Raw genomic sequence first — 24492 nt, 5'->3', positions numbered from 1 at the left:
ACTCAATAGCGCCACGCATCCGCCAGGCCCCGCCTCAGACGGTCGAGAGCGCCTTGGCCAGACGCGGCAGACGCGCCTTTTTCAACAGCGGTCGCATCTCCCAGTTGGCGTTGGACAGGCGGATCGCCTCGGCCAGAACGCGGTCGGCAACATCGCTGACAAGGCCCGGCTGTGCCACCCATATGCCATGCAGAAAGCTATCGGGATCGGCGCGCCACAGGCCCTCTTCAGCCAGAATATTGCGCGGGAAATCTCGGGCATTGAGGGTGATGATCCCATCGGCCGAGCCCGCAATCGCGGCCGCCAGAACATGGGTATCGGTCGGGTCCGGCAGCCAAAGCCGCGCCTTAAGCGAGGGCGCATAGGTGACCTGCGCGCCGGGCCAATTGGCGGCCATCATCACCGCCTCGCTCTCTGCCTGGGCAAGGCCCTCGGGGCCAAGCCTGGCCGCCGCATGTTGCCACTCCGCGATGATGCGCGCCGACCAGAGCGGGGTAAACGCCCCGGCCCCGGCCACCCCCAACAGCATCTGGCGCATGACGGTGGGATAGATCACGCAGGTATCAAGCAACACCTTCATAGGCGATAGAACAGCGCCTTCAGATAGCCGCTTTCGGCAAGCTGCGGGTGCAGCGGATGATCCGGCCCGGCATAGCCGGTGTGGATCAGCGGCCCGGCGCGCCCGGCCCGGCCAATGCCACGGCTCGATGCGGCGCGAAATTTCGAGAGGTCGGCGGCATGCGAGCACGAACAGACGCCCAGAAAGCCATCCGGCGCCACAAGTCCGGCCGCAAGCCTGGCCACCCGCTCATAAGCGCGCAGCCCCGCCTCAAGCGACTTCTTGTTGGGGGCAAAGGCGGGCGGATCACAGATCACCACGTCAAACCGTGCCCCCTCTTCGCCAAGCGCGGTGAGCACGTCAAAGGCATCGCCCTTGCGGGTTTCAAACCGGTCCTGCATGCCCATCTGCAACGCGCCCTGCGCCGCCAGCGTCAGCGCGGGCTCAGAGCCATCAACCGCCAAAGCATGCTCGGCCCCCGCCGCCAATGCCGCCAGAGCAAAGCCCCCGACATGGGCAAAAACGTCCAGCACCCGCGCGCCCTTGGCCAGACGGGAGGCAAAGGCATGATTGGGGCGCTGATCAAAGAACAGGCCGGTTTTCTGCCCGCCGGTCAGATCGGCCATATAGATCGCGCCATTCATCGGCACCGCGACCGGGGCCTCGGGCGCCTGCCCGAGCAAAACGGCATGCTCTTCGTCAAGCCCCTCAAGGACGCGCGCGCGCCCCGAGGCGTTTTTCAGAACGGTGGTGACGCCGGTCACCTCGACAAGCGCCGCCACCAGATCCGGCAGCACCCCCTCGGCCCAGGCGGCATTGGGTTGAATGACGGCGATATCGCCAAATCGGTCGATCACGATCCCCGGAAGGCCATCGGCCTCGGCATGGATCAGGCGATAGTGCGGCGTGTCGTAAATCCGCTCGCGCATCGCATGGGCGCGCGCAAGCCGCGTGCGCAGCCACTCATGATCGACCCGCGCGGTGGCATCACGATCCAGCATGCGCGCCATGATCTTCGAGGCCGGGCTAACGGCGACAAGGCCCAGAGGCTCTCGATTGCCGTCCTCAAGCACGGCGATGGTGCCGGGGGCAAGGGCGCGCGTGCGCCGGTCGGTCACAAGCTCGTTGTCAAAAACCCAGGGCGCGCCGTGGCGGATTGCGCGGGCGTGCACTTTGGGCAGGAGGCGGATAACGGGATAAGGGGACAGTGTCATACTGTCCCCTTACGCGGTTTGTGATGGATTGGAAAAGGGAAAAGATCAGAGCTGGTTCAAAGCACCGATCAGACCGGTCGCCTCGGCGTGATGGCCACCGGGACCCTGAAGTTCCTCGCGGATCACTTCGGAAATCTGATGGGTGATGCGCGCCTTTTGGGTCAGGCCCTTGCGCTCGGCATTGATCGCATGCTGGCCACCATAGGCCTTGAAGTCGGCCTTGACGAATCTCGGCTCGCCGTAGGCTTCGCCGGTTTCCGGGTTGCGCAGGATGAATTTGAACTGCACCGCATGCACACCGCCGATTGTGTAACGCGCTTTTTCGCTCAGGGCGTGAAAACGGGTGACGATGACATCAAGGACCGCCGGAACGGTGCCGTGATCCATCTCTGCGACGCCCTTGTTCAGGCCCGCTTCAAAGATCGCCTTGACCTGTGCGTGACGATCACCAAGCGGATCTTCGCGCCAGACGATGTCGCCACCGGGGTAATAGCGGTTTGCCTCTGATACCCTCAGGGATTTGGGCACCGAAACATGCACGGCTTTGATATCAAGCGAAAGCGGCGCGGCTTGCAGGACCGGGCTTTCCAGCGGCGCGTTGCGGGTGGCTGTGTCACCCGAGGCGCAGGCCGACAGGCCAAAACCAAGCAACAGAGCGCCGATCAAACGAAAATATGTCATGTCTCTCTCCACGGGATGATACCCTTTGTTGCATTTGAGGGTGCTGGAGAATTGAGGCACATTTTAGACAAATTCGGTGCAATAGCATGATGCTTCTGAGGCTGCCGCAGTCCGTTCTGCCGCAAATGATGCGGAGCATCTTGCTGCTGTGGGGTCAGCTTTCGCGTGGCCGTGACCGCCATCCGCCCCGGCGGCGCGGGACGGAGATGGCGCGGGTGCCGTCCCTCAGCACCTCGGTCATCGGGTGCTCGGGGTTGTCGGGCGCATAGCGCGCAATCATGACCCCAATCGCGGCCTGTGTGTCCTGACCATCGGGCAAGGACAGTGCCCAATCCAGAAAGATCGAGCGGCATTCGGCGATAACGATACCCTCGATGCGATAGGCCTCGCGGATAAGGCGTTTGGGGTCAAGCGGGTCGCGCTGCATCTGTCACACCTTCTTTGGCAGCCGCTCAAGCGCTGCGTCGATCACACCGGCGGCCCGTTTACACCTCGCCCCAAGGTGGGCCTCAAGCCCCGGCAAATCCTCCTCGCCGGTTTCGCGCAAAAGGAACGCCGCGCCGCCCTCGCCCATCAGGGCCGGATCAAGCGGTTTGTCGCTGATCAGCCGCGCCACCATCTGTACCTGCCAACAAAGCGCATAGGCGCGTTCCAATGCATCCCTGTCAGCGTCATCCAGCCAGCCGATTGCGACACCCCCGTCAAAGCCCGAGGCGACATCGCGCGCGCCCTGCCCCGCCATCAGTGTGCCGGCCTGAGCAATCAACTCAAGCTCCATCAGGCGGCCGGGGCCAAGCTTGGCATCCCAGGGGCCTGCGGGCGCCTTGGCGGATGCGATGCGGCCCCGCATCTCGATCAGTTGCGCCAACACCGCCTCGGGCTCGCCCTTGTCGCGCAAAAGGGTCTGGCGAAACGTCTCGACATCGCGCGCGAGGCCCGGCTCGCCCGCAAGCACCTGCGCGCGGGTCAGCGCCAGATGCTCCCAGACCCAGGCATCGGTTTTCTGATACTCCTGAAACGACGGCCAGCTTGTGGCGACCGGCCCCTGATTGCCCGAGGGGCGCAGGCGCATATCGACCTCGTACAGGCGCCCTTCGGCCATCGGCGCACTCAGCGCGGTGATCATCGCCTGCGTCAGGCGCGCGTAATAGGGCCGCGCGGCCAGCGGGCGGCGCCCATCAGATCCCTCGACATCGCCCGCGTCATAGATCACGATCAGATCAAGATCGGACCCCGCATTAAGCCGCGACGCCCCGAGCGATCCCATGCCAAGCACCACCGCGCCGCGCCCCGGCGGGGCGCCATGCTTGGCGCTGAACTGCTCCATCACCAACGGCCAGACCCCGGTGATCACCGCCCGCGCGAGATCGGCGTATTGTGCGGCGGCGGCCTCGGCGTCACAGAGCCCGCGCAGATGATGCACCCCGATGCGGAAATGCCATTCCTTGCGCCAGCGGCGCAGCGCATCAAGCGCGCGCTCGTAATCGGCCTCGGGGCCAAGGCGCGCCGAAAGCTCTGCCTCAAGCGCCGCCTGTCCCGGCCAGGGCGCAAAGAAATCGCCCGCGATCACCGCGTCGAACACATCTGCATTGCGTGACAGATGCGCCGCAAGCGCAGGCGCAATGCCGACAATATCGACCAGCAGATCAATCAGCTGAGGGTTGGCCTCGAACAGCGAAAACACCTGCACCCCCGCAGGCAGGCCCGCCATAAAGCCGTCAAAGGCCAAAAGCGCCTCGGTCGGGTTCGCGGTGCGCGCAAGCCGGGCCAGAATATCGGGCTTGAGGCGCCGGAAGATCTCGACCGCGCGGGCCGAGCGCAGCGCCGGATAGCTGGGCCAGCGGGCGATCACCTCACCGTCAAGCGCCTCGGCGGCGTCGGTGGCCTCTGGCGTCTCTTCGGGCTTGAAAAATTCCTCGATCAGATCGTGCACCGCATTCAGTCGGCGCAAAATCTCGGCGCCAAGCTCATCGCTCTCGCGTCCCATAAAGGCGGCAAGGCGGTCAAATTCCGCGTCTGAGCCGGGCAAGACATGGGTCTGGGCATCGCGCAGCATCTGCAACCGGTGCTCGACCTCGCGGTGAAACCGGTAATTTTCGGTCAAAAGGTCCACGGCCTCTTGCGGCACCCAGCCTTTTTGCGCCAGGGCCGCCAGCCCCTCAATCGTGCCACGCAGCCGCAGATCGGCGTCGCGCCCGCCTGCGATCAATTGCCGGGTCTGGGTGAAGAACTCGATCTCGCGAATGCCGCCCCGGCCAAGCTTCATGTTGTGGCCCAAAAGGCAAAGCGCGCCGCCAAGACCCTTATGCTCGCGGATGCGCAGACGCATGTTATGGGCATCCTCAATCGCCGCGAAATCCAGATGTTTGCGCCAGACGAACGGCTTGAGCGTGGCCAGAAACCGCAGCCCTGCCGCAATGTCGCCCGCGCAGGGCCGCGCCTTGATATAGGCCGCGCGCTCCCATGTGCGCCCCAGGCTTTCGTAATAGGTTTCGGCGGCGGTCATCGCCAGACAGACCGGCGTCACGCCGGGATCGGGGCGCAGCCGCAGATCGGTGCGGAAGACATAGCCCTCGGCGGTGCGATCGTTCAGCATCGCCGCCATCTTCCGGGTCGCACGCACAAAGGACGCGCGCGCCTCGTGATAGTCATCCGGCTCAAAGCGGCCCTCGTCAAACAGGCAGATCAGGTCGATATCCGAGCTATAGTTAAGCTCATGCGCGCCCATCTTTCCCATGGCCAGCACCACCATGCCGCCCGCCGTCTCGATATCCGCCTCGCTCATCCCCGGAAGCTTGCCACGGCGGATTTCGGCGCCGACAGCGGCCTTGAGGGCGAGATCACAGGCAAGATCGGCAAAGTCGGTCAGGTGCCCGGTGACCATCTCAAGCGGCCAGACACCGGCCAGATCGGCGAGGCCCGTCAACAGCGCCACGCGCCGCTTGCCCTGACGCAGAGCATCGCCAAGCGCCTCGCCGGGCGCCTCGCGCAACCCCGAAAACAGTCGGTCAAGCGCCGCTTCGGGGTCATCGAACGCGGAGCTGATCCAATCGCCCTCGCGCAGGATCAGCGATTTCAGAAACGGGCTTGAGCCGCCTGCCCCGGCAATCAGATCGCCCAGGGGCTCTGGCAGGTCGGGCAAGGCGGCGCGCGCCTCATCCCCTTCTACGGGATCATAGGCGCGGGGCGAACGGGTGATGCGGTCAATGAAATTCATCGGCTTAGTGATACAAGGCGCGCGGGGCTGGTCAATGGCAGACAGAGTTGGAATACTGTGAAAAAACCGGGGGAGGATTATGAGCAAAAGCCTGAAACGTGTGCGCCGCGCGCTTGTCGAGGCGGGTCTTGAGATCGAGCCGGTCGAGACCGGCAATGCAACCACGGCGCAAATGGCGGCCGATCTGGTCGGCTGTGCGATTGATCAGATCGCCAAGTCGATCATCTTTCGCGGCCAAACCAGCGGCGCGGCGCTTTTGTTCGTGACCGCAGGTGGCAACCAGGTGGATGGCGCGCGCGCCAGTACGCTTGCGGGCGAACCACTCGGCAAGGCCGATGCGGCGCTGATCCGCGCGCAGACCGGCTTTGCCATTGGCGGTGTGTCGCCGGTTGGCCACCTGACGCCGCCGCGCGCCTTCTTTGATCCGCGCCTGATGGCGTTTGACATGGTCTGGGCGGCGGCCGGTACGCCACGCCATCTTTTCGCCATTGCGCCGGACATCCTGTTGCGGATTTCGGGGGCCGAGCTTGGCCGCTTTAGCGCCGACTGAGCGCCCCGCCCTCTTGCAAACGCCCCGCCGGATGCCAACCTTAAGCCCATCACCATCCCTTGAAGGACCCGTATGGCCGATATGAGCGACATAAGCTGGCACCTGCCCAATCCCGCGACACAGCCCGAATTTTATGCCGATGTGCCCACCAAGCGCCTGCTTGCCTTTGTGGTCGACACGGTGGTGATCATCGCGATCAGCCTTGTCATCGTGCCCTTCACCGCCTTTACCGGATTGTTCTTTTTCCCGCTGCTGATGGCGGTGGTCGGCTTTGCCTACCGGGTGGTGACGATTGCGCGCGGCTCGGCCACCTGGGGCATGCGCCTTACGGCGATCGAATTTCGCACCGCGACGGGCGAGCGGTTTGATCTGGGCATGGCCTTTTTGCATACCTTCGGTCTGACCCTGTCGTTCATGCTGCCGCTGTTGCAGGTGATTTCCATCGTTTTGATGCTGACATCCGCGCGTGCGCAGGGGCTAAGCGATCGCGTGCTGGGAACCGTCGCAATCAACCGCCGCGCCGCCACGTAACCCGCGCACGAGAACCCACTTGGCGGGGCGCTAGATCATTGTTATCGTCAGGCCATATCAAGCCGGACCACGGAATACATGCGTCACACTCTTCCCATCGCGCCCCAGTTTTATGTGACGGCGCCGCAACCCTGCCCCTATCTGGCGGGGCGGATGGAGCGCAAGCTATTCACCGCGCTTCAGGGCGACGGCGCGCAGCGGTTGAATGATGGGCTTTCCAAGCAAGGGTTCCGGCGCTCGCAGAACGTTCTTTATCGTCCGTCCTGTGCCGATTGTGCCGCGTGCCTCTCGGCGCGCATCAATGTGGCCGAATTCACGCCAAGCAAAAGCCAGCGCAAGACCGCGCGGCGCAACAGCGGCCTGACGCGACGGGCGACATCGCCCTGGGCCACCGAAGAGCAATACGCGCTGTTTCGCCGTTACCTTGAAACCCGCCACGCCACCGGCGGGATGGCGGATATGGATACCTTCGAATTTGCGGCCATGGTCGAAGAAACCCCCATTCGCACCCGCGTGGTTGAATATACCGATGCGACCTCTGGTGATCTTGCGGCGGTGTGTCTGACCGATATCCTCGATGACGGGGTCAGCATGGTCTATTCGTTCTACGAGCCCGAGATGCAGAATGCGTCGCTTGGCACCTATGTGATTCTCGATCACATCCAGATCGCCCGCGAAAACGACCTGCCCTATGTCTACCTCGGCTATTGGGTGCCCGGCAGCGACAAGATGGGCTATAAGGCCGGGTTTTCCGGTCTTGAGGTCTATGCCGGCAACGAATGGCAGAGGATGCGCGCGCCAGAAGATTATAGCGCCCATGCAAATCCGCAAGTGAATGATCCGATTGCAGAGCAGGTGGCCAATATCTCATTGCCCGATGGGCGCCCGTTGCGGCCCAAGACCGTCTGAGACGGATTATCCCGCCGGACAGCCCCGGATATCAACCGCATCGCCGCTGCTGAGCACCGTGATCCGCAGCCCCGAGCGGTTCAGCGCAAAGCTATGACCCTCGGCGTGGAAAACCTCGGCCTCGGCGCGCAGACGATTGCCGTTGCGCGACATCACCGCCTGCGTCACCCAGAGATCGGGATTGTCGGTTTCCAGAACGGTAAGCTCGTTGGCGCCCATCTGCTCCATATCCACCTCGGCGAGGATGGCAAGCCCGCCCTTTATCGGCGTCACGCGACAAACGACACGGCCAACCCCGGCCTCTTTGGCGGTATAGGGGCGCGAGGCAAGCGCGGCGGCGATCTGAGGGTCGGGGCGGGTAACGCCGCTTGGAAGATCCTGTGCGATCTTCAGGGTGACAGGCACGCAGATATCGCTGCAAATGCCGATCTCAAGCTCGGCGGCAAGATGGATGGGCTGCTCGGCTCTTGCAGGGTTGATCCGGATCGGCAAGACCAGAGAATGCTCATAGCCGATGGTGCGCATGCCGCTGGTCACGGTTTGCACCGGCGTCGGCCATTCCACCGTCACATCGGCCAGATTGCGCGATCCGCTCCAGTTGAAGCGCGGCGGAATGCCCGCCTCGCCCGGCGCGCGCCAATAGGTTTTCCAGCCGTCTTCCAGCACGAATTTCAACGCGGCCATATGGGTGCCGTCGGCCATGGTCCAGCCCGGCAGGATGGTGACCTCTGCCATGTCATCAATGGATTGGGCGGACGCCGCATGCACGCCAAGCGACAGGGCCGCAACGAAAAAGAGGAAGAACGCTTTAATCATGCACCTGAAATGGGCCACTTCGCGGCGAATGCCAACTCACTTTCCAGAGAGAATTATGAGCGTGGCGTTAATGCCGCGCTTGCACAGAGGCGTCGCGATGCCCATTCTCGTATAAAGACAAAGAGGTGCCTCACTTGACCGAGAATATGGATCTGACCGGAAAAATCCTGATTGCCATGCCCGATATGGGCGATCCGCGCTTTGGCAATGCGGTGGTCTTTCTGTGCGCCCATTCGCCCGAGGGGACGATGGGGTTGATCGTCAACAGGCCGACACCGGATTTGAAGGCGCGCGACCTGTTTGAACAGCTCTCGATCACGATCGGGCATGACGCGCGCGAATTGCCGGTTTATTTCGGCGGCCCGGTGGAGCATGGGCGCGGGTTTGTCCTGCATGATCGGGGATACAACTCGGCGATCTCGACGCTGAATGTGAACGCCGATTTTGCGATGACGGCCACGCTTGATATCCTTGAGGATCTCGCCGACGGGCGCGGCCCGGCAAAGGCTCTTCTGGCGCTTGGCTATGCCGGCTGGGGACCAGGACAGCTTGAGGCGGAACTTGCGCAAAATGGCTGGCTGACCTGCGACGCGGATCACGAACTGGTGTTTGACACCCCCGATCCGGACAAGTGGGAAGCCGCCCTCGAACGCCTTGGCGTGTCACCGCTGATGCTGTCCTCTGAGGCCGGGCACGCCTGACCCCCCGCGTTTTGGCGCTTTCCAAGGGCCGCGCGGCGCTGATAGATTGGGCCGCATGTCGCGCACACCGCCCTCAAGTCTGATCATTGTGCCTTTCGTGCTTGTCGTCGCCCTGATCGGCGGCACCGTCTGGCATTACGGCTATCGTCAGGCGCTTGATCAACTTGAGCGGCGCGGCACGGCGGATATGTCTTTGGTGCTGGGCGGGCTGGTTTCCGATCTGCAACGCTACCGCGATCAGGCGGTCGCTCTGGCCGGGCATCCAACCCTGACCGCCCTGAGCGGCCCCGGCACCCCGCATCAACAGGACGCGGCGCGCCGTCTTCTGGTGGCCGCTGCCGACCGGACCGGAGCCACCGCGCTGTTTTATGTCGATGCCATGGGCGATGTTCTTGCCGGATCAAAGGCGCACGCGCCCGAAGGTCTTGCCCGCTCAGAGTATTTCACCCGTGCGATGGATGGCGCGCTTGGCACCGCGCATGGGCTTGAGGGCGCGGCCAGGCGGCGGGTTTTCCAATTTGCCGCGCCCTCTTTTGCCAGCAATGGCAAGGTTCAGGGCGCGCTTGTGGTCCTTGCCGATGCCGAGAACGTCGAATTCGGCTGGCGCGGGTCACAGACGGCGGTGTTTCTGGTCGATGACGATGGCCGGGTGTTCATGTCGAACCGCTCGGAACTGCTCGGCTGGCGCGGGGTGCCCGGCGATGAAATGCTGATTCCGCCCGAGGGGGCGCCGATCAGCTTTGCCCGCCAAAGCGTCGGCCCGCATGAAATCTGGCAGGTCGATCTTGGTCCCTACCTTCCCAAACGCGCGCTGCAACTGGGGCAGGCATTGCCGCGCATCGGCATGACCGGGGTGGCGCTTGTCAATGTGGCCCCTGCCCGCCAGATCGCGGCACTTCAGGCCGGCGCGGTGGCCGGGGTGCTGTTGTTCTTTGGCGCTTTGCTTGTCCTCACCCAGGAGCGGCGGCGCAGCCTGGCACGCGCCAATGCCCAGCTTGAGGGCCGCGTCGCCGAGCGCACCGCGACCCTGACCCGGACCAACCTTGCCCTGCGCCGCGAAGTGCGCGAGCGCCAGGAGGCCGAGGCCGCGCTCAAGCGCGCCCAGGCCGAGCTTGTGCAGGCCGGCAAGCTGCGCGCGCTTGGCCAGATGAGCGCCGGCATCAGCCACGAGTTGAACCAGCCGCTCATGGCGATCCGGCAATTCGCCGCCAATGGCGGCGCCTTCCTGCAGCGCAAGGAACCCGAGAAAGCCGCCGAAAACCTTGGCCGGATTGACGAGATGGCCCACCGGATGAGCCGGATCATCCGCAACCTGCGCGCCTTTGTGCGCAATGAAAACGAGCCGATGGGACAGGTCGATATCGTGCAGGTGATCGAGAGCGCGCTTGAGATGACCGGCGCACGGCTGCGCAGTGCCGACATCGAGGTTGTCTGGCAGGCGCCCGCCGCCCCGGTCTGGGTGCGCGGCGGCGAGGTACGCCTTGGCCAGGTTCTGATCAACCTGATCACCAATGCCGCCGATGCAATGACCGATAGCGATCTGAAACGGCTTGAAATCACACTCAAGGATGGCGCGCCGGTCACCGTGCGCTTGCGCGACACCGGCCCCGGCATCGAAGAGCCGGAAAAGATCTTCGATCCGTTCTATTCCACCAAACTTGTCGGGGCTGGCGACGGCATGGGCCTCGGGCTGTCGATTTCCTACGGACTTGTGCAGAGTTTTGGCGGCAAGATCAGCGGCGCCAATACCGGCAGTGGCGCGGAATTCACCGTCGAACTTGACCCGTGGGCCGATGCCGCCCTGCCCGCAGAGCAAAGAGAGGGGGCCGCATGATCCGACAGGTTCTAGTGGTGGATGATGACCGCCCGGTGCGCGAGGCCCTGGCGCAGACGCTTGAGCTGGCCGATTACAGCGTATGCGCGGCGGGATCATTCATCGAGGCCAAAGACCATATCACGCCCGAGTTTGACGGCGTGATCTTGTCCGACATCCGCATGCCGGGGCGCGACGGGTTTCACCTTCTGGCCCATACCCGCGCGCTTGACGACGAATTGCCGGTGATCCTGCTGACCGGCGAAGGCGATATACCGATGGCGGTCAAGGCGATGGCGCAAGGGGCGTTTGATTTCCTCGAAAAACCCTGTGCGCCCGACGCGCTTATCCCGGTGCTGGAGCGGGCGATAAAGAACCGCGCGCTGGTGCTGGAAAATCGCCGCCTCAAGGCGCAGCTTGAAACCGGCGATCCGGCTGCGCGGATGCTGTTTGGCACCTCGCAACTTGCCGAAGACCTGCGCGCGCGGGTGCGACAGGCGGCGCGCGCGGGCACCGAAGTGCTGGTGACCGGCCCGGCAGGCGCAGGCGTTTCAAAGGTGGCCGAGGTCATCCATCACATGTCGCCCGGCGCGGGCGGGCCCTATGTGAAACGTGCCGCCGCGACACTTGATCCCGGCGCGCTTGAGACGGCGTTTCAATCGGCCCTGGGCGGCAATCTGTTCCTTGATGAAATCGGCGCCCTGCCCGCCGAGGCGCAATATACACTGCTTGAGCGTCTTGAAGATGGCGACAGCGCGCGCCTGATCGGTGGCAGCACCGCCGATCTGTCGGCTGCGGTCGAGGCCGGGCGCTTTAACGCCGACCTTTTTTACCGCCTTGACGTGATGCGTGTGCGTATTCCCGCCCTCTCCGAGCGCCCCGAGGATATTCCGGTGCTGTTTCGCCATTACGTGGCGCAGGCGGCGGAACAGGCCGGGCTGACGCCGCCCGACATTGACCCCGATCGCCTTGCTGCGCTGATGGCGCAGGATTGGCCGGGCAACGCGCGCTCTCTGATGTCGGCGGCGATGCGCTTTGTGCTGGGCATGCCCGATGACGGTGCCGCCACCGATCTTGGCCTCAGCGATCAGATGGCGCGGGTCGAACGCTCTTTGCTGATCGCGGCGCTCGGGCGGCAAAACGGCCGTGCCTCAGAGGCGGCAAAGGCGCTCAAACTGCCGCGCAAGACGTTTTACGACAAACTCGCGCGCTATGGGATTCGCCCCGAGGATTACCGCCGCTGATCGCGCCGATCATTTGTGCGGAAAACCGCACAATGTGGCGACACCTCGTGCGGTTTTCCGCACACCGTGCGCAGAGGCGATCAAGCACCACATCGCCTTTGTCGTGCAACCCTATGAAAATGGTTAAAAATCCGGCGCATTGCGCATTTTCCATACAATTGCTTGAGGCCACGCACGCTTTCTCTCACGATATGGTTACCGCGCGCTTTTGAGCGCTGCGCAGACCAGTCTCAAAATGGGAGGAGACCCGAATGAAATTTTTGACCGCTGCCGCCTCGGCACTGGCCCTGACCGTGGGTGCCAACGCGGCAATGGCCGCTTGCGACGATGGTGAAATCGTCGTCAAGTTCAGCCATGTGACCAACACCGACAAACACCCCAAGGGCATTGCCGCCTCGCTGCTTGAAAAGCGTATCAACGAAGAGATGAACGGCACGATGTGCCTTGAGGTGTACCCGAACTCGACCCTTTACAATGACGACAAAGTGCTCGAAGCCATGCTGCAAGGCGATGTGCAACTGGCCGCGCCGTCGCTGTCGAAGTTCGAAAAGTTCACCAAGCAATTCCGCCTGTTCGACCTTCCGTTCCTGTTCTCGGATGTGAATGCGGTTGACGCCTTTCAGGCCTCTGCAACCGGCCAGGGCATGCTCGATTCGATGCAACGCCGTGGTCTTCAGGGTCTGGCCTATTGGCACAACGGCATGAAACAGATGTCGGCCAATGTACCGCTGATCGAGCCCTCGGATGCCGATGGCCTCAAGTTCCGGGTTCAGTCGTCGGACGTTCTTGTGGCGCAAATGGCCGCCATCGGCGGCAGCCCCCAGAAAATGGCCTTCTCCGAGGTGTATGGCGCGCTGCAACAGGGCGTTGTCGATGGTCAGGAAAACACCTGGTCCAACATCTACGGCAAGAAATTCTTCGAGGTTCAGGACGGCACGACCGAAACCAATCACGGCATCATCGACTATCTTCTGGTGACCAGCGTTGATTGGCTCGACAGCCTTGACCCGGCCGTGCGCGAGCAGTTCCAGACAATCGTCAAGGAAGTGACCGACGTGCGCAACGCCGAATCCTCCAGGGTGAATGCCGAAGCCAAACAGGCGATCATCGACGCCGGTGGTGTTGTGCGACAGCTGACCCCCGAACAGCGGACCAAATGGGTTGAAGTCATGAAACCTGTCTGGGACCAGTTCAAAGGCGACGTTGGCCAGGAAAACATTGACGCGGCCGTCGCGTCAAACTCGAACTCGTAATTCGGGTTTAACCAGTACGACCCTTGGCAACAAAGGTCTGTGTCTGCATCGGGCGGGTTTAAAAGACCCGCCCGAAGTGTAAGCAATAACAACAAAATCTGGGAAATGGGACGATGAAGCACAAAGCTGGGCTAATCGACAATATCGAGGAATCGATCATTGCCGCGCTTCTTGGGCTGATGACCATAATCACCTTCGCCAATGTCGTGGCGCGGTATGTATTCAACTCAAATATTCTCTGGGCACTGGAATTGACCGTGTTTCTTTTCGGCTGGCTCGTGCTTCTGGGCGCGTCTTATGCGGTCAAGAAACACTCTCACCTTGGGGTGGATGCGGTTCTGAACATGACCTCGCCGCCGGTGCGTCGCATTCTGGCGCTGATCTCGGTCACGGCCTGTCTGCTGTTCTCGCTGCTGCTGTTGAAGGGTGCCTATGACTATTGGGCGGTGTTCGCGGATCTGCCCCCCACCTCGGGGCGCTGGTTCCCGACCGGGTTTGACATGACCGCCCGCAGCCAGAGCTTTTACGAGGTGCAGGATGTGCCGATGCTCGGTGTGTTTCGCTTTCTCGAAGATATGATCAACTATGGCGACAGTTATGAAAAGCTGCCCAAGGTGGTGCCTTACATCGTTCTGCCGATTTCGGCGGTGCTGCTGGTCCTGCGCTTTTCACAGGTCGCAGTGCAGATATGGAAGGGCGAGGTGGATCGCCTTGTCGCCTCGCATGAGGTCGAAGACGAGCTTGATGAAATTCGCAGCAGTCATGAGCGCGAAACCCGGGAAGGACCGCGATAATGGACGTGCTTTTGCTCTTTACGATGGTCGTTACCCTGCTTTTGATCGGGGTGCCGATTGCCGTCTCGCTCGGTCTGAGTTCGACCCTGTTCCTGTTAATCTATTCCAACAGTTCGCTCGGCTCGGTCGCGGGCACCCTGCTTGAGGCCTTTGTCGGCCATTATACCCTGCTTGCGATCCCGTTCTTCATTCTTGCCTCAAGCTTTATGACCACCGGCGGCGTGGCGCAGCGGATCATCCGCTTCTCAATCGCCTGCGTGGGGCATTTGCCCGGTGGTCTGGCGATTGCGGGCGTGTTTGCCTGTATGCTGTTTGCCGCCCTCTCGGGCAGCTCGCCCGCCACCGTGGTCGCCATCGGTTCTATCGTGATCGCGGGCATGCGTCAGGTTGGCTATAGCAAGGAATTCGCCGCCGGTGTGATCTGTAACGCGGGCACGCTTGGTATCCTCATTCCGCCGTCGATCGTGATGGTGGTCTATGCCGCCTCGGTTGATGTTTCGGTGGGGCGGATGTTCCTGGCGGGCGTCATTCCGGGCATCATGGCGGGGTCCATGCTGATGATCACCATCTATGCCATCGCCAAGATCAAGGGCCTGCCGCAAGGCGACTGGAAAGGCTGGGGCGAGATCTGGACCTCGGGGCGCGAAGCAGGCTGGGGCCTGTTCCTGATCGTGATCATCCTTGGCGGCATCTATGGCGGCATCTTCACCCCCACAGAAGCGGCGGCGGTCGCGGCGGTCTATTCCTTCTTCATCGCCTGTTTCGTCTATAAGGACATGGGGCCGCTGTCGGCCTCTGACGGCAGTTCGATAAGCCTGATGCGCAAACCACACGCACTCCTGACCGCCTTTGTCCATCCGGATACGAAAAAGACCCTGCTGGATGCGGGCAAGCTGACGGTCACGCTTTTGTTCGTGATCGCCAATGCGCTTATCCTCAAGCATGTTCTCACCGATGAACAGATCCCCCAAAGCATCGCCAACGCCATGCTGAGCGCGGGCTTTGGTCCGGTGATGTTCCTGGTGATGGTCAATGTGATCCTGCTGATCGGCGGGCAGTTCATGGAGCCCTCGGGCCTTCTGGTGATCGTGGCGCCGCTGGTCTTTCCGATCGCGATGGAGCTGGGCATCGACCCGATCCACCTTGGCATCATCATGGTGGTGAACATGGAAATCGGCATGATCACCCCGCCGGTCGGCCTCAACCTCTTCGTGACATCGGGCGTGGCCGGCATGCCGATGATGGCGGTGGTGCGCGCCGCGCTGCCGTTCCTCGCGGTGCTCTTCGTGTTCCTGATCATCGTAACCTATGTGCCCTGGATTTCGACGGTCCTGCCCAATACCTTCATGGGCCCCGAAATCATTACCAATTAGCGCCGCCCGCCTCGGCGGGCTTGAAAACATCGCACCACGCAGGCCGCAGCTTGCGTGGTGTTTTTCAATTCAAGCTCCGACATCCGCCGTCTTGTAACAAGAACCGGCAACAGGGTTTGAAAGCTCACCCTCCCTGCGCTACATGGCCCTGTCAGGAGAAATCCTTTACCCTGCCACATTTCACCGATAACCATGGGTGCCGCCCATCCCGGACAGGAGAGCATCGCGTGACCACAAAGCCCCAAAGGCACCAGCCATGAGCGTTGATCGCGACGTCTTTCTCGCCGCCATGCGTCAGGTTGCGGCCACGGTCACGGTTGTCACCACCGATGGCCCGGCGGGGCGCGTCGGCGCCACGGTAAGCGCCTTCACCTCGCTCACCGCCGACCCGCCTTCGGTGCTGGTCTGCCTGCGCTCCGATAGCCGGATCGCGCGCGCCGTCATCGACAACCGCGCGTTTTGCGTCAATGTCCTGCCCGAAGACGCGGTTGATGTGGCGCGCGCCTTTGCCGGCCCCTCGCCCGACGACCCCGGCGACCGGTTTTGCAACCTCGCGGTGAGCAATGGCGCCCAGGGGCCGATCCTGCCCCGCGCCACAGCCTTTTCCTGCGCCCTGACCGATCAGATGATCCATGGCAGCCACGCGATCTGCATCGGCAGCGTCCTTGAACTCGCAAATGCCGGGGAAAAACCGCTGACCTATCTCAGCGGCGGATATCACATCGTGCGCCCGCACAAGACCTAGAGCAGGTCGCGTTCATTCGACTTCACGCGACACGCTCTGACGTATTGATTTCGCATGTTCGGCAAGCTCAAAACCGGTGCCCACTTTTGAGCAACATGCTTTATGCGCGCCCTGCTCTTCTTCTTGGTCCAAATACTCATATCGCCGCCGCTGGCCAAATCGGGCTGCGCCTGCCATATCTCGCGCGACATTTGCCAAGCCGGAGCGCGCCCATGACCAGCATCATCCCCTCTCTCGCCGAGATTTCCCCGCATTACGACGCCCTTTTCGTCGATCTCTGGGGCTGTGTGCATGACGGGGTGCGCGCCTTTCCCGATGCTGTCGCGGCGCTTCAGGCTTACCGCGCGAGTGGCGGCATTGTGGTTTTGCTGACCAATTCGCCGCGCGCCCGCCACGGCGTCGAAAAACAGCTTGTCGGCTTTGGTGTGCCCGATGACGCCTGGGATACCATTGCCACCTCGGGCGACAGTGCGCGTGCCGCGATGTTTCGCGGCGTGGTCGGCGAAAAGGTGTATTTCATCGGCGAGGACCGCGACACCAGGTTCTTTGAGCCGCTGCACCTGATCGAGAACCCCGTCGATATCCAGCGCGTACCGCTGGATGAGGCCGAAGGCATCGTCTGCGCCGGGCCGTTCGATCCCGCCGCCGACCCCGCCGAGATGCGTCCGCAGTTTCTATATGCCAAACAAAAGGGGATGAAACTCCTCTGTGCCAATCCCGATATCGTGGTGGACCGCGGCGAGACCCGCGAATGGTGTGCCGGCGCACTGGCCCGGCTCTACACCGAAATGGGCGGTGAAAGCCTCTATTTCGGCAAGCCGCATCCGCCGATCTATGATCTCGCCCGCCGCCGCCTGGCAGAGCTTGGCCGCGATGTCGAAGACGCCCGCATTCTGGCGATCGGTGACGGGATTCTGACCGATATCGCCGGGGCCATGGGCGAGGATATCGATTCTCTTTTCATCACCGGCGGCCTTGCCGCACAGGAGACCAAAACGTCGCAGCACCCCGACCCGGAGGCGCTAAGCGCTTACCTCACAAAAGAAAACGCCTCTCCAAGCTATGCCATCGGGTTTCTACGCTGACAGAAAAGGCTTGATTTTTCTGCGGCTGCGAAGTAATAAAATTCCAATAAGGGCACTTTAAACGCCTTAATATTACGCACCAAGCAACGCAGCACACCACCCGGAGGGGCGCATGTTGGATAATATGCCACGCGGCACGATCTGTATCGAAGACATTGAAATGGGCATGACGCGCCATCTGCGCAAAGTTGTCACCGACCGCGACATCGAGATGTTCGCCGAGGTCTCGACCGACCGCAATCCGGTGCATCTGGACGATGAGTATGCCCGCGACACGATCTTTGAGGGTCGCATCGCCCATGGCATGCTGACCGCCGGGCTGATTTCGGCGGTGATTGGCGAGCAATTGCCCGGTCATGGCACGGTCTACATGGGGCAAAGCCTCAAGTTTCTCGGCCCTGTGCGCCCTGGTGACATGGTCCATGCCGAGGTTGAAGTGATCGCGATTGACCACGGCAAACGCCGGGTGCAGCTTGATTGCCGCTGTCTGGTGAACGGCAAGAAGGTATTGATCGGCGAAGCCACCGTTCTGGCGCCGTCGCGCAAGTTCGACTAACGCTCTCCGCGCGGTCTTTGGCCCTTGCGCCGCCCCCGGCGTGACCGCATTCTGCGCCCATGACAAAAACACCCACCTGGGGCGTTGTGGCGACCATCAAGGCGCCTGCCCGCGATATTCTGAGCTTTGCCGCCCATCACCTCGACCTGGGGGCGCATCGCGTCCACGTCTATCTTGATGCCCCCAACGAGGCGGCCGAGGCCGCCCTGCGCGCACATCCCAAATGCCGGGTGATTCTGTGTGACGAGGGCTATTGGCGCCGTCGTCGGCGCAAGGGTCGCCCCGATGCCCATCAGCCACGCCAGAGCCTGAACGCCACCCATTGCCTGAACCGGCGACCGCAGGTGGATTGGCTGGCTCATATCGACGTTGACGAGTTCCTGCTGCCCGACAGGCCGCTGTCGGCGCAACTGGCCGCCCTGCCCGCCGAGACGCTGAGCGCGCGCGCCCGCCCGATCGAAGCCCTGGCGCCGGACCCCGCCGATCCGCCGCAAGACGGGCAGCAATGGTTCAAATCCTGCGCCCGGTTTCAAGGCCGCCGCCGCGAGGAAACCAATGATATCTATCCAACCTTCGGGCCGCATCTGAATGGCGGCTTTGTCAGCCATGTCGCGGGCAAGGTCTTTGTGCGCACCGGGCTTGAGAACATAAGCCTCCGGATTCACAACGCTTTTGTCGACAATGTGATGGATGACAGGCCGGTCGAACTCGCCGAGACGCGACTCTGTCACCTGCACGCCCCAAGCTGGGAACACTGGCAATCGGCCTATGCCTATCGGCTGCGGCATGGATCGTACCGCGAGGGGTTAAAGGCGGCGCCGATGATCGATGGCGCCGGGCTGAACATGCATGCACTGTTCTCATTGCTTGAGGCGGATGGCGGCGAGACCGCCCTGCGGCGGTTCTTTGACGAGGTCTGCACCGCCACGCCGGACCTGCGCGCACGCCTCGCCGCGCATGGCCATCTGCATAGCGTGGCCCTTGATCTTGACCGGAAACGCGCGCTGCATTTCCCGGACCACGTGTAATTGTTGCCGATCTGGATACAATCAAAGCAGTGACCCTGCGCTTTGTCGCCACTTCTGCGCATTGCATTGACCACCCCCCCCATATTCAGGTAAGTGCAAGCCACCGGATCACCCATGTGGAGAACCACAGGCCCAAGAGGGGCCCGACCCGGCATCATACGTGCGGGCCAGGATTGTGTCCGTAAATCGCGGATACACATGACCAAATTTTCAGATCTGAATCTTAATCCCAAAGTCCTCAAAGCTGTCGAGGATGCAGGATATGAAACCCCGACCCCAATTCAGGCGGCGGCGATCCCCCCTGCCCTTGAAGGTCGCGACGTTTTGGGCATTGCCCAGACCGGCACCGGAAAAACCGCAAGCTTTACACTCCCCATGCTGTCGCTTCTGGCACGCGGTCGCGCGCGCGCGCGGATGCCGCGCAGCCTTGTGCTCTGCCCGACGCGCGAGCTGGCCGCGCAGGTGGCCGAGAACTTTGAAACCTATTCAAAACACCTCAAGCTGACCAAGGCGTTGCTGATTGGCGGGGTGTCGTTCAAGGAACAGGACAAGCTGATCGACAAGGGCGTCGATGTGCTAATCGCCACGCCCGGTCGTCTTCTGGATCATTTCGAACGTGGCAAGCTGTTGCTGACCGGCGTTCAGATCATGGTGGTGGATGAGGCCGACCGCATGCTTGATATGGGGTTCATTCCCGATATCGAGCGCATCTTTTCGCTGACGCCCTTTACCCGCCAGACGCTGTTTTACTCTGCCACCATGGCGCCCGAGATCGAGCGGATCACCAACACCTTTTTGTCTTCGCCCGTGCGCGTCGAAGTGGCCCGTCAGGCCACTGCCTCTGAAACGATCGAGCAGGGCGTGGTCATGCTCAAGGCCTCGCGCCGCGACCGTGAAGCCACTGAAAAGCGCAATCTTTTGCGCGCGCTGATCGACCGTGAAGGTGACAAATGCACCAATGCCATCGTGTTCTGCAATCGCAAGGTCGATGTCGATATCGTGGCCAAGTCGCTGACCAAATACGGCTATGATGCGGCCCCCATTCACGGCGATCTCGATCAAAGCCAACGCACACGCACGCTGGATGGATTCCGGGCCGGCGATCTGCGGTTTCTGATCGCCTCGGATGTGGCTGCGCGCGGCCTCGATGTGCCCGCCGTCAGCCATGTGTTCAACTTCGATGTGCCAAGCCACGCCGAGGATTACGTGCACCGGATCGGCCGCACCGGGCGCGCCGGGCGCGATGGCAAGGCGCTGATGATCTGCATTCCGCGCGATGAAAAGAACCTCGGCGCGATCGAGGATCTGCTGCAAAAGCCGATCCCGCGCATCGACAACCCGTTGCAATCGGGCGCCGCACCGGAAGCCGAGACCGAAGCCGCCCCCGCACCCGAGAAGAAAGCCGCCAAACCGCGGATAAGCCGCCGGTCGAAGAAATCCGAAGAGCCCAAACCCGACGCAGCGGTTGCAAATGCAGATGCCGCAGCCAAGCCGCAAGAGGCGCCCGAGGCTCCTGTGACGGCCAAAGAGGCAACACCAGAGCCACAGCACGCCACGCCCAAGCCAGAGCGCAAAGAGCGCACGTCGCGGCGCGGCGGCGGGTCTGATCGCGGGCGTCAGGATCAGGGTGGCGGCAAGGTCACCGGGATGGGCGATCATCTGCCCGGCTTTATCGCCCTGAGCTTTGACGAGCGGCGCACGCGCTAGGACGTCAGCGCGCCAGCCTGAAAGGGCTGGCTAGCCCCCCACCCCTTGGCCCTAGCGGGCAATCACGATATCGGCCTGCAATCCGCCAAGGTGATCGCTTTCCCCAAGACGCAGGGTGCCGCCATGGGCGCGCGCCACGTCCAGAACGATGGACAAGCCAAGCCCCACCCCGGTGCCGCGGTTCTGATTGCGTGCGGGTTCCAGCCGCGCGAAGGGCTTGACCGCCTCTTCGCGGCTTTCGACGGCAATGCCCGGCCCGTCATCCTCGACCCGGATGCGCAGCGACTTTTCGGTCAGCACAACGGAAACCTCGGCGCGGCTGCCATAGCGGACTGCGTTGTTGATCAGGTTTTCGACCGCACGGCGGATGCTGCCGATGCGCAGGCTGATCTCGCCTTCGCCGCTGGTCTCGGTGAGGGTCACATTGACCTGGCTGCGCTGTGCATCCTCGACAATCTGACGGACAAGGGCGATGGGATCGACCGGCTCTGCCTCGCCCTCCTGGGCGCCGCGCGCAAAGGCCAGAAACCCGTCCAGAAGCCGTTGCATATCCTCGACATCGCGCAACATCGGTTCGGCCTCTTCCTCGTCCAGCATGGCAAGGCCAAGCCGCAGCCGCGTCAGCGGTGTGCGCAGGTCGTGGCTGACCCCCGAGAGCATCAGCGTGCGTTGTTCAATCTGGCGCTCGATCCGGGCCCGCATGTCCAGAAACGCGCCGCCCGCCGCGCGCACCTCAGCCGCACCCGTCGGGCGATAGGGCACATGGCGCCCGCGCCCAAATGCCTCGGCGGCCCGCGCCAGCCGGGTGATCGGGCGCAGCTGTTTGCGCAGGTAGATATACGAAATGACGGTCATCAACACACCGAAAAACACCATGTTCACCAAGAGTTGGTGCGGCTGGCGCGCCGAAACCCGGCGTCGGTCAAACACCAGCTTTATGCCCTGCCCGTCGCGCAAGAAATACAGCCGCACCGCGCTGTCATCGGTCAGTTCGACCACCTTCAGATCGGGAAACGCCTTCTTGAATTCGCGGATCACAACAACACCCGAAAAATCATACCAACGGCGAAAATCGCTTTCCGGGATTTCCGCCTGGGGGATGACAGACAGGTTGATGTTCAGCGTTCTGGCAACCGGCTGATTGATCAGGGCCTCGGGCGGGCGCGTGCCATCGCCAAGCACCGCCACGATTTCACGGTTGACCGTCTCGGTCATCTGTTGCGTCACACCCTCGAAATGGCGTTGAATGAACACGATCGAAACAACAAGCAACAGCGTGACCACCGGCAAAAGCAGGAGCAGCGTTGCCCGCCAATAGAGGCTGCGGGGCACATAGGGTTTTAGCCAGCGTAACGACATTGCCCAAACCTAGCCCCCCGCGCAGAGAGAAGGAAGAGCCATGCACCTCCCCCAAGGCGAAAGGCCGGATTTTGGCCATGCAGATATGATCGGCCCGGATCTGCGCCGCATTCTGGCGCCCAACCCCTCGCCGATGACGTTCTGGGGCACCAATACCTATCTTCTCGGGCGGCGCAATCTGGCGGTGATTGATCCCGGCCCGGATGACCCCGCACATCTTGCCGCGATCCTTGACGCCCTGGAGCCGGGCCAGAGAATCAGCCATATTTTTGTGACCCATTCGCACCTGGACCACTCGCCGCTTGCCGCGCCTCTCGCCGCCGAGACCGGCGCGCCTGTGCTGGCTTACGGCGATGCACGCGCAGGCCGCAGCCCGGTGATGACCGCGCTCTGCGAGACCGGCGAGATTGGCGGTGGTGAAGGCGTCGACCACGGGTTTGCCCCCGACATTGCGCTTCTTGATGGTCAGGAGATCGCCGGTGATGGCTGGCACCTCAAGGCGCATTGGACACCGGGCCATTTTTGCAATCACCTGTGCTTTGAGAGCGGTGACGAGGTCTTTACCGGCGATCTGGTGATGGGGTGGGCAAGCTCGCTCGTCTCGCCGCCCGACGGCGATCTGACGCATTTCATGGCCTCCTGCGCGCGGCTCAAGGCGCTTGCGTCGCGCCGCCACCTGCCTGGCCACGGCGCCCCGATCGACACCCCCGCCGCGCGGCTTGACTGGCTGATCGGCCATCGCCGGGGGCGCGAGGCGGCGATTCTTGCGGCGCTTGATCAGGGCGCGCGCACGGCCACGCAAATCGCCCATGAGATCTATACCGACACGCCCGCAAAACTGATGCCCGCCGCCGCGCGCAACGTACTGGCCCATCTGATTGATCTCATGCAAAAATCCGAGGCTTTCCCGCAAGGCCCCCTGCACGCCGACAGCCGGTTCGCCCGCCCGACAGGGAATGATGCGCCAGGGTGAATTTTTTGTCACAATCCCTCTGGACCTTGCGAAACCTGATTGCTATACGGCCCAAGTGTTCCGGCGTAGCTCAGCGGTAGAGCAGTTGACTGTTAATCAATTGGTCGTAGGTTCGATCCCTACCGCCGGAGCCAAAATCTCACATAGAGATCAATGACATAAAGGCCGCTCTGTTGAGCGGCCTTTGCCGTTGTTCATGGCTCTGCAACAACTCTACAACATTGGGTGGTTCTGCAACGTGATTGGGCGGCCACCGAAGCAGCCGCCCGTTTGCCGCGATCTACTTTCACGCAGCGTTCGAGATTACTGGAATGCTCGCGATGGGGATGCGCACAAGGGCCGAGCCATCCATCTGCAAGACAAGGACACCAGTGTTACCGAAGTCATATGCGCGCAGGATGGTATTGACGAGTTCGGTCTGATCTTCGATGGAAGCAATGCCTTCCATCAGTTGGTCGTTGCCGACCACCTCCACCGCTGCTTTCACCTTCTCGACAACCGACGGATCCTCGTAGCCGCAGTCCCGCAGGCCGATACAGGCATCAATTAAATCGTCTGCGTCCTTCACTTCCGCCAGTCGTGCGAGTTGGCACTCATGCTCGGCGAGTGATCCGAAGTAGTCGTAATCATCATCTGCGTTGAGCATCTCAGTCACGCCGGGACTTGCGGCATGAGCAATAAGGTAGTCGAGATCACACCGGGCGACGTTGAACCGGTTAGCGGCGGCTTCGATCAGGGTTCTAATGGGCATTTGGTAGTCCTTTCGGATGGTTTGGGTTACGCCTTGTTGGCACGTCCTTTGTCACCGAAAGCGAGTTCCGTGGAAAAACAGCCAGTTCAAACTGAGTGTTTCGAGGAGGTCTTTCTCGACTACCTGCGCCTTCGCTTCGAGTTTGAACCACTCCCGCACTACGTCATGGCGGCTATGCACGTCTGCGACGAGAAAGGCCGGGACTATCCTGAGTTCGTGCGCGGGTTCATGTATTGGTTCGCGGATAGGTTCTTGTTCGACCTTGACCAGCAAGGCACCTTCCCAGCCCAGAGCCGAGCTATGCGGGAATTTGGGTGATGGCGTGATTTGAAGGGCGGCGTATCGTGGCAGGTGATCAAGCCAGCCAGAACCTCACGAGGAGCGATACGCCATGAATGAAGATACAACTATCCTGCCTTTTCGCCAATCGGAAATGATCTTGGATCCGCTGACAGAGCTTGCCCGTGACGGCGCGCGCCGGATGTTGGCGGAAGCGCTGAAAGCCGAAGCTGATGCGTTTGTCGCCAGTTTTGCTGAAGAGCAGCTGGAGGATGGCCGCCAGCGGATTGTGCGGCACGGATTTGGCCCTGAACGGCAGATCCAGACAGGGATTGGCGCTCTGGATGTCCAACG

The 24492-nt window shown here is 62.2% G+C and carries 24 protein-coding genes, 1 tRNA gene and 1 pseudogene; 18 read left to right on the top strand and 8 right to left on the bottom strand.

Annotated features, from left to right (window positions below; genetic code table 11):
• Positions 1–34: 34 nt before the first annotated feature.
• The 5 genes from BMZ91_RS16010 to BMZ91_RS15990 all read right to left on the bottom strand — a co-directional run bounded on the left by BMZ91_RS16010 (position 35) and on the right by BMZ91_RS15990 (position 5671).
• Positions 35–580, bottom strand: coding sequence for an RSP_2648 family PIN domain-containing protein (locus tag BMZ91_RS16010; RefSeq protein ID WP_092841057.1), 546 nt, complete (start codon positions 578–580; stop codon positions 35–37).
• On the bottom strand, positions 577–1773 hold the full coding sequence (locus BMZ91_RS16005) for an RSP_2647 family RNA methyltransferase (protein ID WP_092841055.1): 1197 nt from the start codon (positions 1771–1773) through the stop codon (positions 577–579). The genes BMZ91_RS16010 and BMZ91_RS16005 overlap by 4 nt, the downstream gene beginning before the upstream one ends.
• 45 nt (positions 1774–1818) lie before the next feature.
• Entirely contained in the window at positions 1819–2454 is a 636-nt protein-coding gene (locus BMZ91_RS16000; RefSeq protein WP_177193896.1) for a DUF6778 family protein, read from the bottom strand.
• A gap of 154 nt (positions 2455–2608) precedes the next feature.
• On the bottom strand, positions 2609–2881 hold the full coding sequence (locus BMZ91_RS15995) for a hypothetical protein (protein ID WP_092841053.1): 273 nt from the start codon (positions 2879–2881) through the stop codon (positions 2609–2611).
• 3 nt (positions 2882–2884) lie between these two features.
• Positions 2885–5671: a [protein-PII] uridylyltransferase family protein gene (locus tag BMZ91_RS15990; protein ID WP_092841051.1), complete on the bottom strand. Its 2787-nt coding sequence runs from the start codon at positions 5669–5671 to the stop codon at positions 2885–2887.
• 79 nt (positions 5672–5750) lie between these two features.
• Between BMZ91_RS15990 and BMZ91_RS15985 the strand changes: the two genes are divergently transcribed.
• From BMZ91_RS15985 to BMZ91_RS15975, 3 genes are all read left to right on the top strand, one after another.
• Positions 5751–6221, top strand: a complete 471-nt coding sequence (locus BMZ91_RS15985) for a YbaK/EbsC family protein (RefSeq protein ID WP_092841049.1) — start codon at positions 5751–5753, stop codon at positions 6219–6221.
• Between the two features lie 81 nt (positions 6222–6302).
• Positions 6303–6752, top strand: a complete 450-nt coding sequence (locus BMZ91_RS15980; protein WP_092841195.1) for an RDD family protein — start codon at positions 6303–6305, stop codon at positions 6750–6752.
• 78 nt (positions 6753–6830) lie between these two features.
• Positions 6831–7661 carry an arginyltransferase gene (locus tag BMZ91_RS15975; RefSeq protein ID WP_092841047.1) on the top strand — a complete coding sequence of 277 codons (831 nt, stop codon included), beginning with the start codon at positions 6831–6833 and terminating at the stop codon, positions 7659–7661.
• Between the two features lie 6 nt (positions 7662–7667).
• Here the strand turns inward: BMZ91_RS15975 and BMZ91_RS15970 are convergent, their stop codons facing one another.
• Positions 7668–8477, bottom strand: a complete 810-nt coding sequence (locus BMZ91_RS15970) for a protein-disulfide reductase DsbD domain-containing protein (protein WP_092841045.1) — start codon at positions 8475–8477, stop codon at positions 7668–7670.
• A gap of 146 nt (positions 8478–8623) precedes the next feature.
• On the opposite strand from BMZ91_RS15970, the gene BMZ91_RS15965 reads away from it, so the two are divergent.
• From BMZ91_RS15965 to BMZ91_RS15915, 11 genes are all read left to right on the top strand, one after another.
• Entirely contained in the window at positions 8624–9178 is a 555-nt protein-coding gene (locus BMZ91_RS15965; RefSeq protein ID WP_092841043.1) for a YqgE/AlgH family protein, read from the top strand.
• 55 nt (positions 9179–9233) lie between these two features.
• Positions 9234–11012 carry a sensor histidine kinase gene (locus BMZ91_RS15960; RefSeq protein ID WP_092841041.1) on the top strand — a complete coding sequence of 593 codons (1779 nt, stop codon included), beginning with the start codon at positions 9234–9236 and terminating at the stop codon, positions 11010–11012.
• Positions 11009–12235: a sigma-54-dependent transcriptional regulator gene (locus BMZ91_RS15955; RefSeq protein WP_092841039.1), complete on the top strand. Its 1227-nt coding sequence runs from the start codon at positions 11009–11011 to the stop codon at positions 12233–12235. Before BMZ91_RS15960 ends, BMZ91_RS15955 begins: the two co-directional genes overlap by 4 nt.
• A gap of 251 nt (positions 12236–12486) precedes the next feature.
• Positions 12487–13488, top strand: coding sequence for a DctP family TRAP transporter solute-binding subunit (locus BMZ91_RS15950; RefSeq protein ID WP_092841037.1), 1002 nt, complete (start codon positions 12487–12489; stop codon positions 13486–13488).
• 113 nt (positions 13489–13601) lie between these two features.
• Entirely contained in the window at positions 13602–14282 is a 681-nt protein-coding gene (locus BMZ91_RS15945; RefSeq protein WP_092841035.1) for a TRAP transporter small permease, read from the top strand.
• The gene (locus BMZ91_RS15940) at positions 14282–15655 is read left to right on the top strand and encodes a TRAP transporter large permease (protein WP_092841033.1); all 1374 of its coding nucleotides are present in this window, start codon (positions 14282–14284) and stop codon (positions 15653–15655) included. Before BMZ91_RS15945 ends, BMZ91_RS15940 begins: the two co-directional genes overlap by 1 nt.
• A 256-nt stretch (positions 15656–15911) precedes the next feature.
• Positions 15912–16400, top strand: a complete 489-nt coding sequence (locus BMZ91_RS15935) for a flavin reductase family protein (RefSeq protein WP_092841031.1) — start codon at positions 15912–15914, stop codon at positions 16398–16400.
• A gap of 212 nt (positions 16401–16612) precedes the next feature.
• Positions 16613–17485 carry a TIGR01459 family HAD-type hydrolase gene (locus tag BMZ91_RS15930; RefSeq protein ID WP_092841193.1) on the top strand — a complete coding sequence of 291 codons (873 nt, stop codon included), beginning with the start codon at positions 16613–16615 and terminating at the stop codon, positions 17483–17485.
• A gap of 112 nt (positions 17486–17597) precedes the next feature.
• Positions 17598–18041 carry a MaoC family dehydratase gene (locus tag BMZ91_RS15925; RefSeq protein WP_092841029.1) on the top strand — a complete coding sequence of 148 codons (444 nt, stop codon included), beginning with the start codon at positions 17598–17600 and terminating at the stop codon, positions 18039–18041.
• Positions 18042–18100: 59 nt separating this feature from the next.
• Entirely contained in the window at positions 18101–19069 is a 969-nt protein-coding gene (locus BMZ91_RS15920) for a glycosyltransferase family 2 protein (RefSeq protein ID WP_092841026.1), read from the top strand.
• 198 nt (positions 19070–19267) lie between these two features.
• Entirely contained in the window at positions 19268–20776 is a 1509-nt protein-coding gene (locus BMZ91_RS15915; protein ID WP_092841025.1) for a DEAD/DEAH box helicase, read from the top strand.
• Between the two features lie 51 nt (positions 20777–20827).
• Here BMZ91_RS15915 and BMZ91_RS15910 read toward each other — a convergent pair whose 3' ends face one another.
• Positions 20828–22135, bottom strand: coding sequence for an ATP-binding protein (locus BMZ91_RS15910; protein WP_092841023.1), 1308 nt, complete (start codon positions 22133–22135; stop codon positions 20828–20830).
• 40 nt (positions 22136–22175) lie between these two features.
• Between BMZ91_RS15910 and BMZ91_RS15905 the strand changes: the two genes are divergently transcribed.
• Together BMZ91_RS15905 and BMZ91_RS15900 are read left to right on the top strand one after the other, a co-directional pair.
• Positions 22176–23108: an MBL fold metallo-hydrolase gene (locus tag BMZ91_RS15905; RefSeq protein ID WP_092841021.1), complete on the top strand. Its 933-nt coding sequence runs from the start codon at positions 22176–22178 to the stop codon at positions 23106–23108.
• 59 nt (positions 23109–23167) lie between these two features.
• Positions 23168–23242: transfer RNA gene (locus BMZ91_RS15900), tRNA-Asn, on the top strand.
• Positions 23243–23394: 152 nt separating this feature from the next.
• On the opposite strand, the gene BMZ91_RS15895 is transcribed toward BMZ91_RS15900, so the two are convergent.
• On the bottom strand, positions 23395–23859 hold the full coding sequence (locus tag BMZ91_RS15895; protein ID WP_143076365.1) for a hypothetical protein: 465 nt from the start codon (positions 23857–23859) through the stop codon (positions 23395–23397).
• Between the two features lie 69 nt (positions 23860–23928).
• On the opposite strand from BMZ91_RS15895, the gene BMZ91_RS21520 reads away from it, so the two are divergent.
• Together BMZ91_RS21520 and BMZ91_RS15885 are read left to right on the top strand one after the other, a co-directional pair.
• Positions 23929–24177: a hypothetical protein gene (locus tag BMZ91_RS21520; protein WP_177193895.1), complete on the top strand. Its 249-nt coding sequence runs from the start codon at positions 23929–23931 to the stop codon at positions 24175–24177.
• Positions 24178–24250: 73 nt separating this feature from the next.
• A pseudogene (locus BMZ91_RS15885) lies at positions 24251–24492 on the top strand (IS256 family transposase); the annotation flags it as partial.

It is taken from the genome of Roseovarius lutimaris (genome assembly GCF_900115165.1).
GTDB classification, from domain to species: domain Bacteria; phylum Pseudomonadota; class Alphaproteobacteria; order Rhodobacterales; family Rhodobacteraceae; genus Roseovarius; species Roseovarius lutimaris.
The sequence above is the reverse complement of the archived record's forward strand: the minus strand, read 5'-3'. Positions and strand labels throughout refer to the sequence as shown.

Coding starts and splice junctions, on each gene's coding strand:
- BMZ91_RS16010 (WP_092841057.1), bottom strand. CDS start 580: ATGAAGGTGTTGCTTGATACCTGCGTGATCTATCCCACCGTCATGCGC.
- BMZ91_RS16005 (WP_092841055.1), bottom strand. CDS start 1,773: ATGACACTGTCCCCTTATCCCGTTATCCGCCTCCTGCCCAAAGTGCAC.
- BMZ91_RS16000 (WP_177193896.1), bottom strand. CDS start 2,454: ATGACATATTTTCGTTTGATCGGCGCTCTGTTGCTTGGTTTTGGCCTG.
- BMZ91_RS15995 (WP_092841053.1), bottom strand. CDS start 2,881: ATGCAGCGCGACCCGCTTGACCCCAAACGCCTTATCCGCGAGGCCTAT.
- BMZ91_RS15990 (WP_092841051.1), bottom strand. CDS start 5,671: ATGAATTTCATTGACCGCATCACCCGTTCGCCCCGCGCCTATGATCCC.
- BMZ91_RS15985 (WP_092841049.1), top strand. CDS start 5,751: ATGAGCAAAAGCCTGAAACGTGTGCGCCGCGCGCTTGTCGAGGCGGGT.
- BMZ91_RS15980 (WP_092841195.1), top strand. CDS start 6,303: ATGAGCGACATAAGCTGGCACCTGCCCAATCCCGCGACACAGCCCGAA.
- BMZ91_RS15975 (WP_092841047.1), top strand. CDS start 6,831: ATGCGTCACACTCTTCCCATCGCGCCCCAGTTTTATGTGACGGCGCCG.
- BMZ91_RS15970 (WP_092841045.1), bottom strand. CDS start 8,477: ATGATTAAAGCGTTCTTCCTCTTTTTCGTTGCGGCCCTGTCGCTTGGC.
- BMZ91_RS15965 (WP_092841043.1), top strand. CDS start 8,624: ATGGATCTGACCGGAAAAATCCTGATTGCCATGCCCGATATGGGCGAT.
- BMZ91_RS15960 (WP_092841041.1), top strand. CDS start 9,234: ATGTCGCGCACACCGCCCTCAAGTCTGATCATTGTGCCTTTCGTGCTT.
- BMZ91_RS15955 (WP_092841039.1), top strand. CDS start 11,009: ATGATCCGACAGGTTCTAGTGGTGGATGATGACCGCCCGGTGCGCGAG.
- BMZ91_RS15950 (WP_092841037.1), top strand. CDS start 12,487: ATGAAATTTTTGACCGCTGCCGCCTCGGCACTGGCCCTGACCGTGGGT.
- BMZ91_RS15945 (WP_092841035.1), top strand. CDS start 13,602: ATGAAGCACAAAGCTGGGCTAATCGACAATATCGAGGAATCGATCATT.
- BMZ91_RS15940 (WP_092841033.1), top strand. CDS start 14,282: ATGGACGTGCTTTTGCTCTTTACGATGGTCGTTACCCTGCTTTTGATC.
- BMZ91_RS15935 (WP_092841031.1), top strand. CDS start 15,912: ATGAGCGTTGATCGCGACGTCTTTCTCGCCGCCATGCGTCAGGTTGCG.
- BMZ91_RS15930 (WP_092841193.1), top strand. CDS start 16,613: ATGACCAGCATCATCCCCTCTCTCGCCGAGATTTCCCCGCATTACGAC.
- BMZ91_RS15925 (WP_092841029.1), top strand. CDS start 17,598: ATGTTGGATAATATGCCACGCGGCACGATCTGTATCGAAGACATTGAA.
- BMZ91_RS15920 (WP_092841026.1), top strand. CDS start 18,101: ATGACAAAAACACCCACCTGGGGCGTTGTGGCGACCATCAAGGCGCCT.
- BMZ91_RS15915 (WP_092841025.1), top strand. CDS start 19,268: ATGACCAAATTTTCAGATCTGAATCTTAATCCCAAAGTCCTCAAAGCT.
- BMZ91_RS15910 (WP_092841023.1), bottom strand. CDS start 22,135: ATGTCGTTACGCTGGCTAAAACCCTATGTGCCCCGCAGCCTCTATTGG.
- BMZ91_RS15905 (WP_092841021.1), top strand. CDS start 22,176: ATGCACCTCCCCCAAGGCGAAAGGCCGGATTTTGGCCATGCAGATATG.
- BMZ91_RS15895 (WP_143076365.1), bottom strand. CDS start 23,859: ATGCCCATTAGAACCCTGATCGAAGCCGCCGCTAACCGGTTCAACGTC.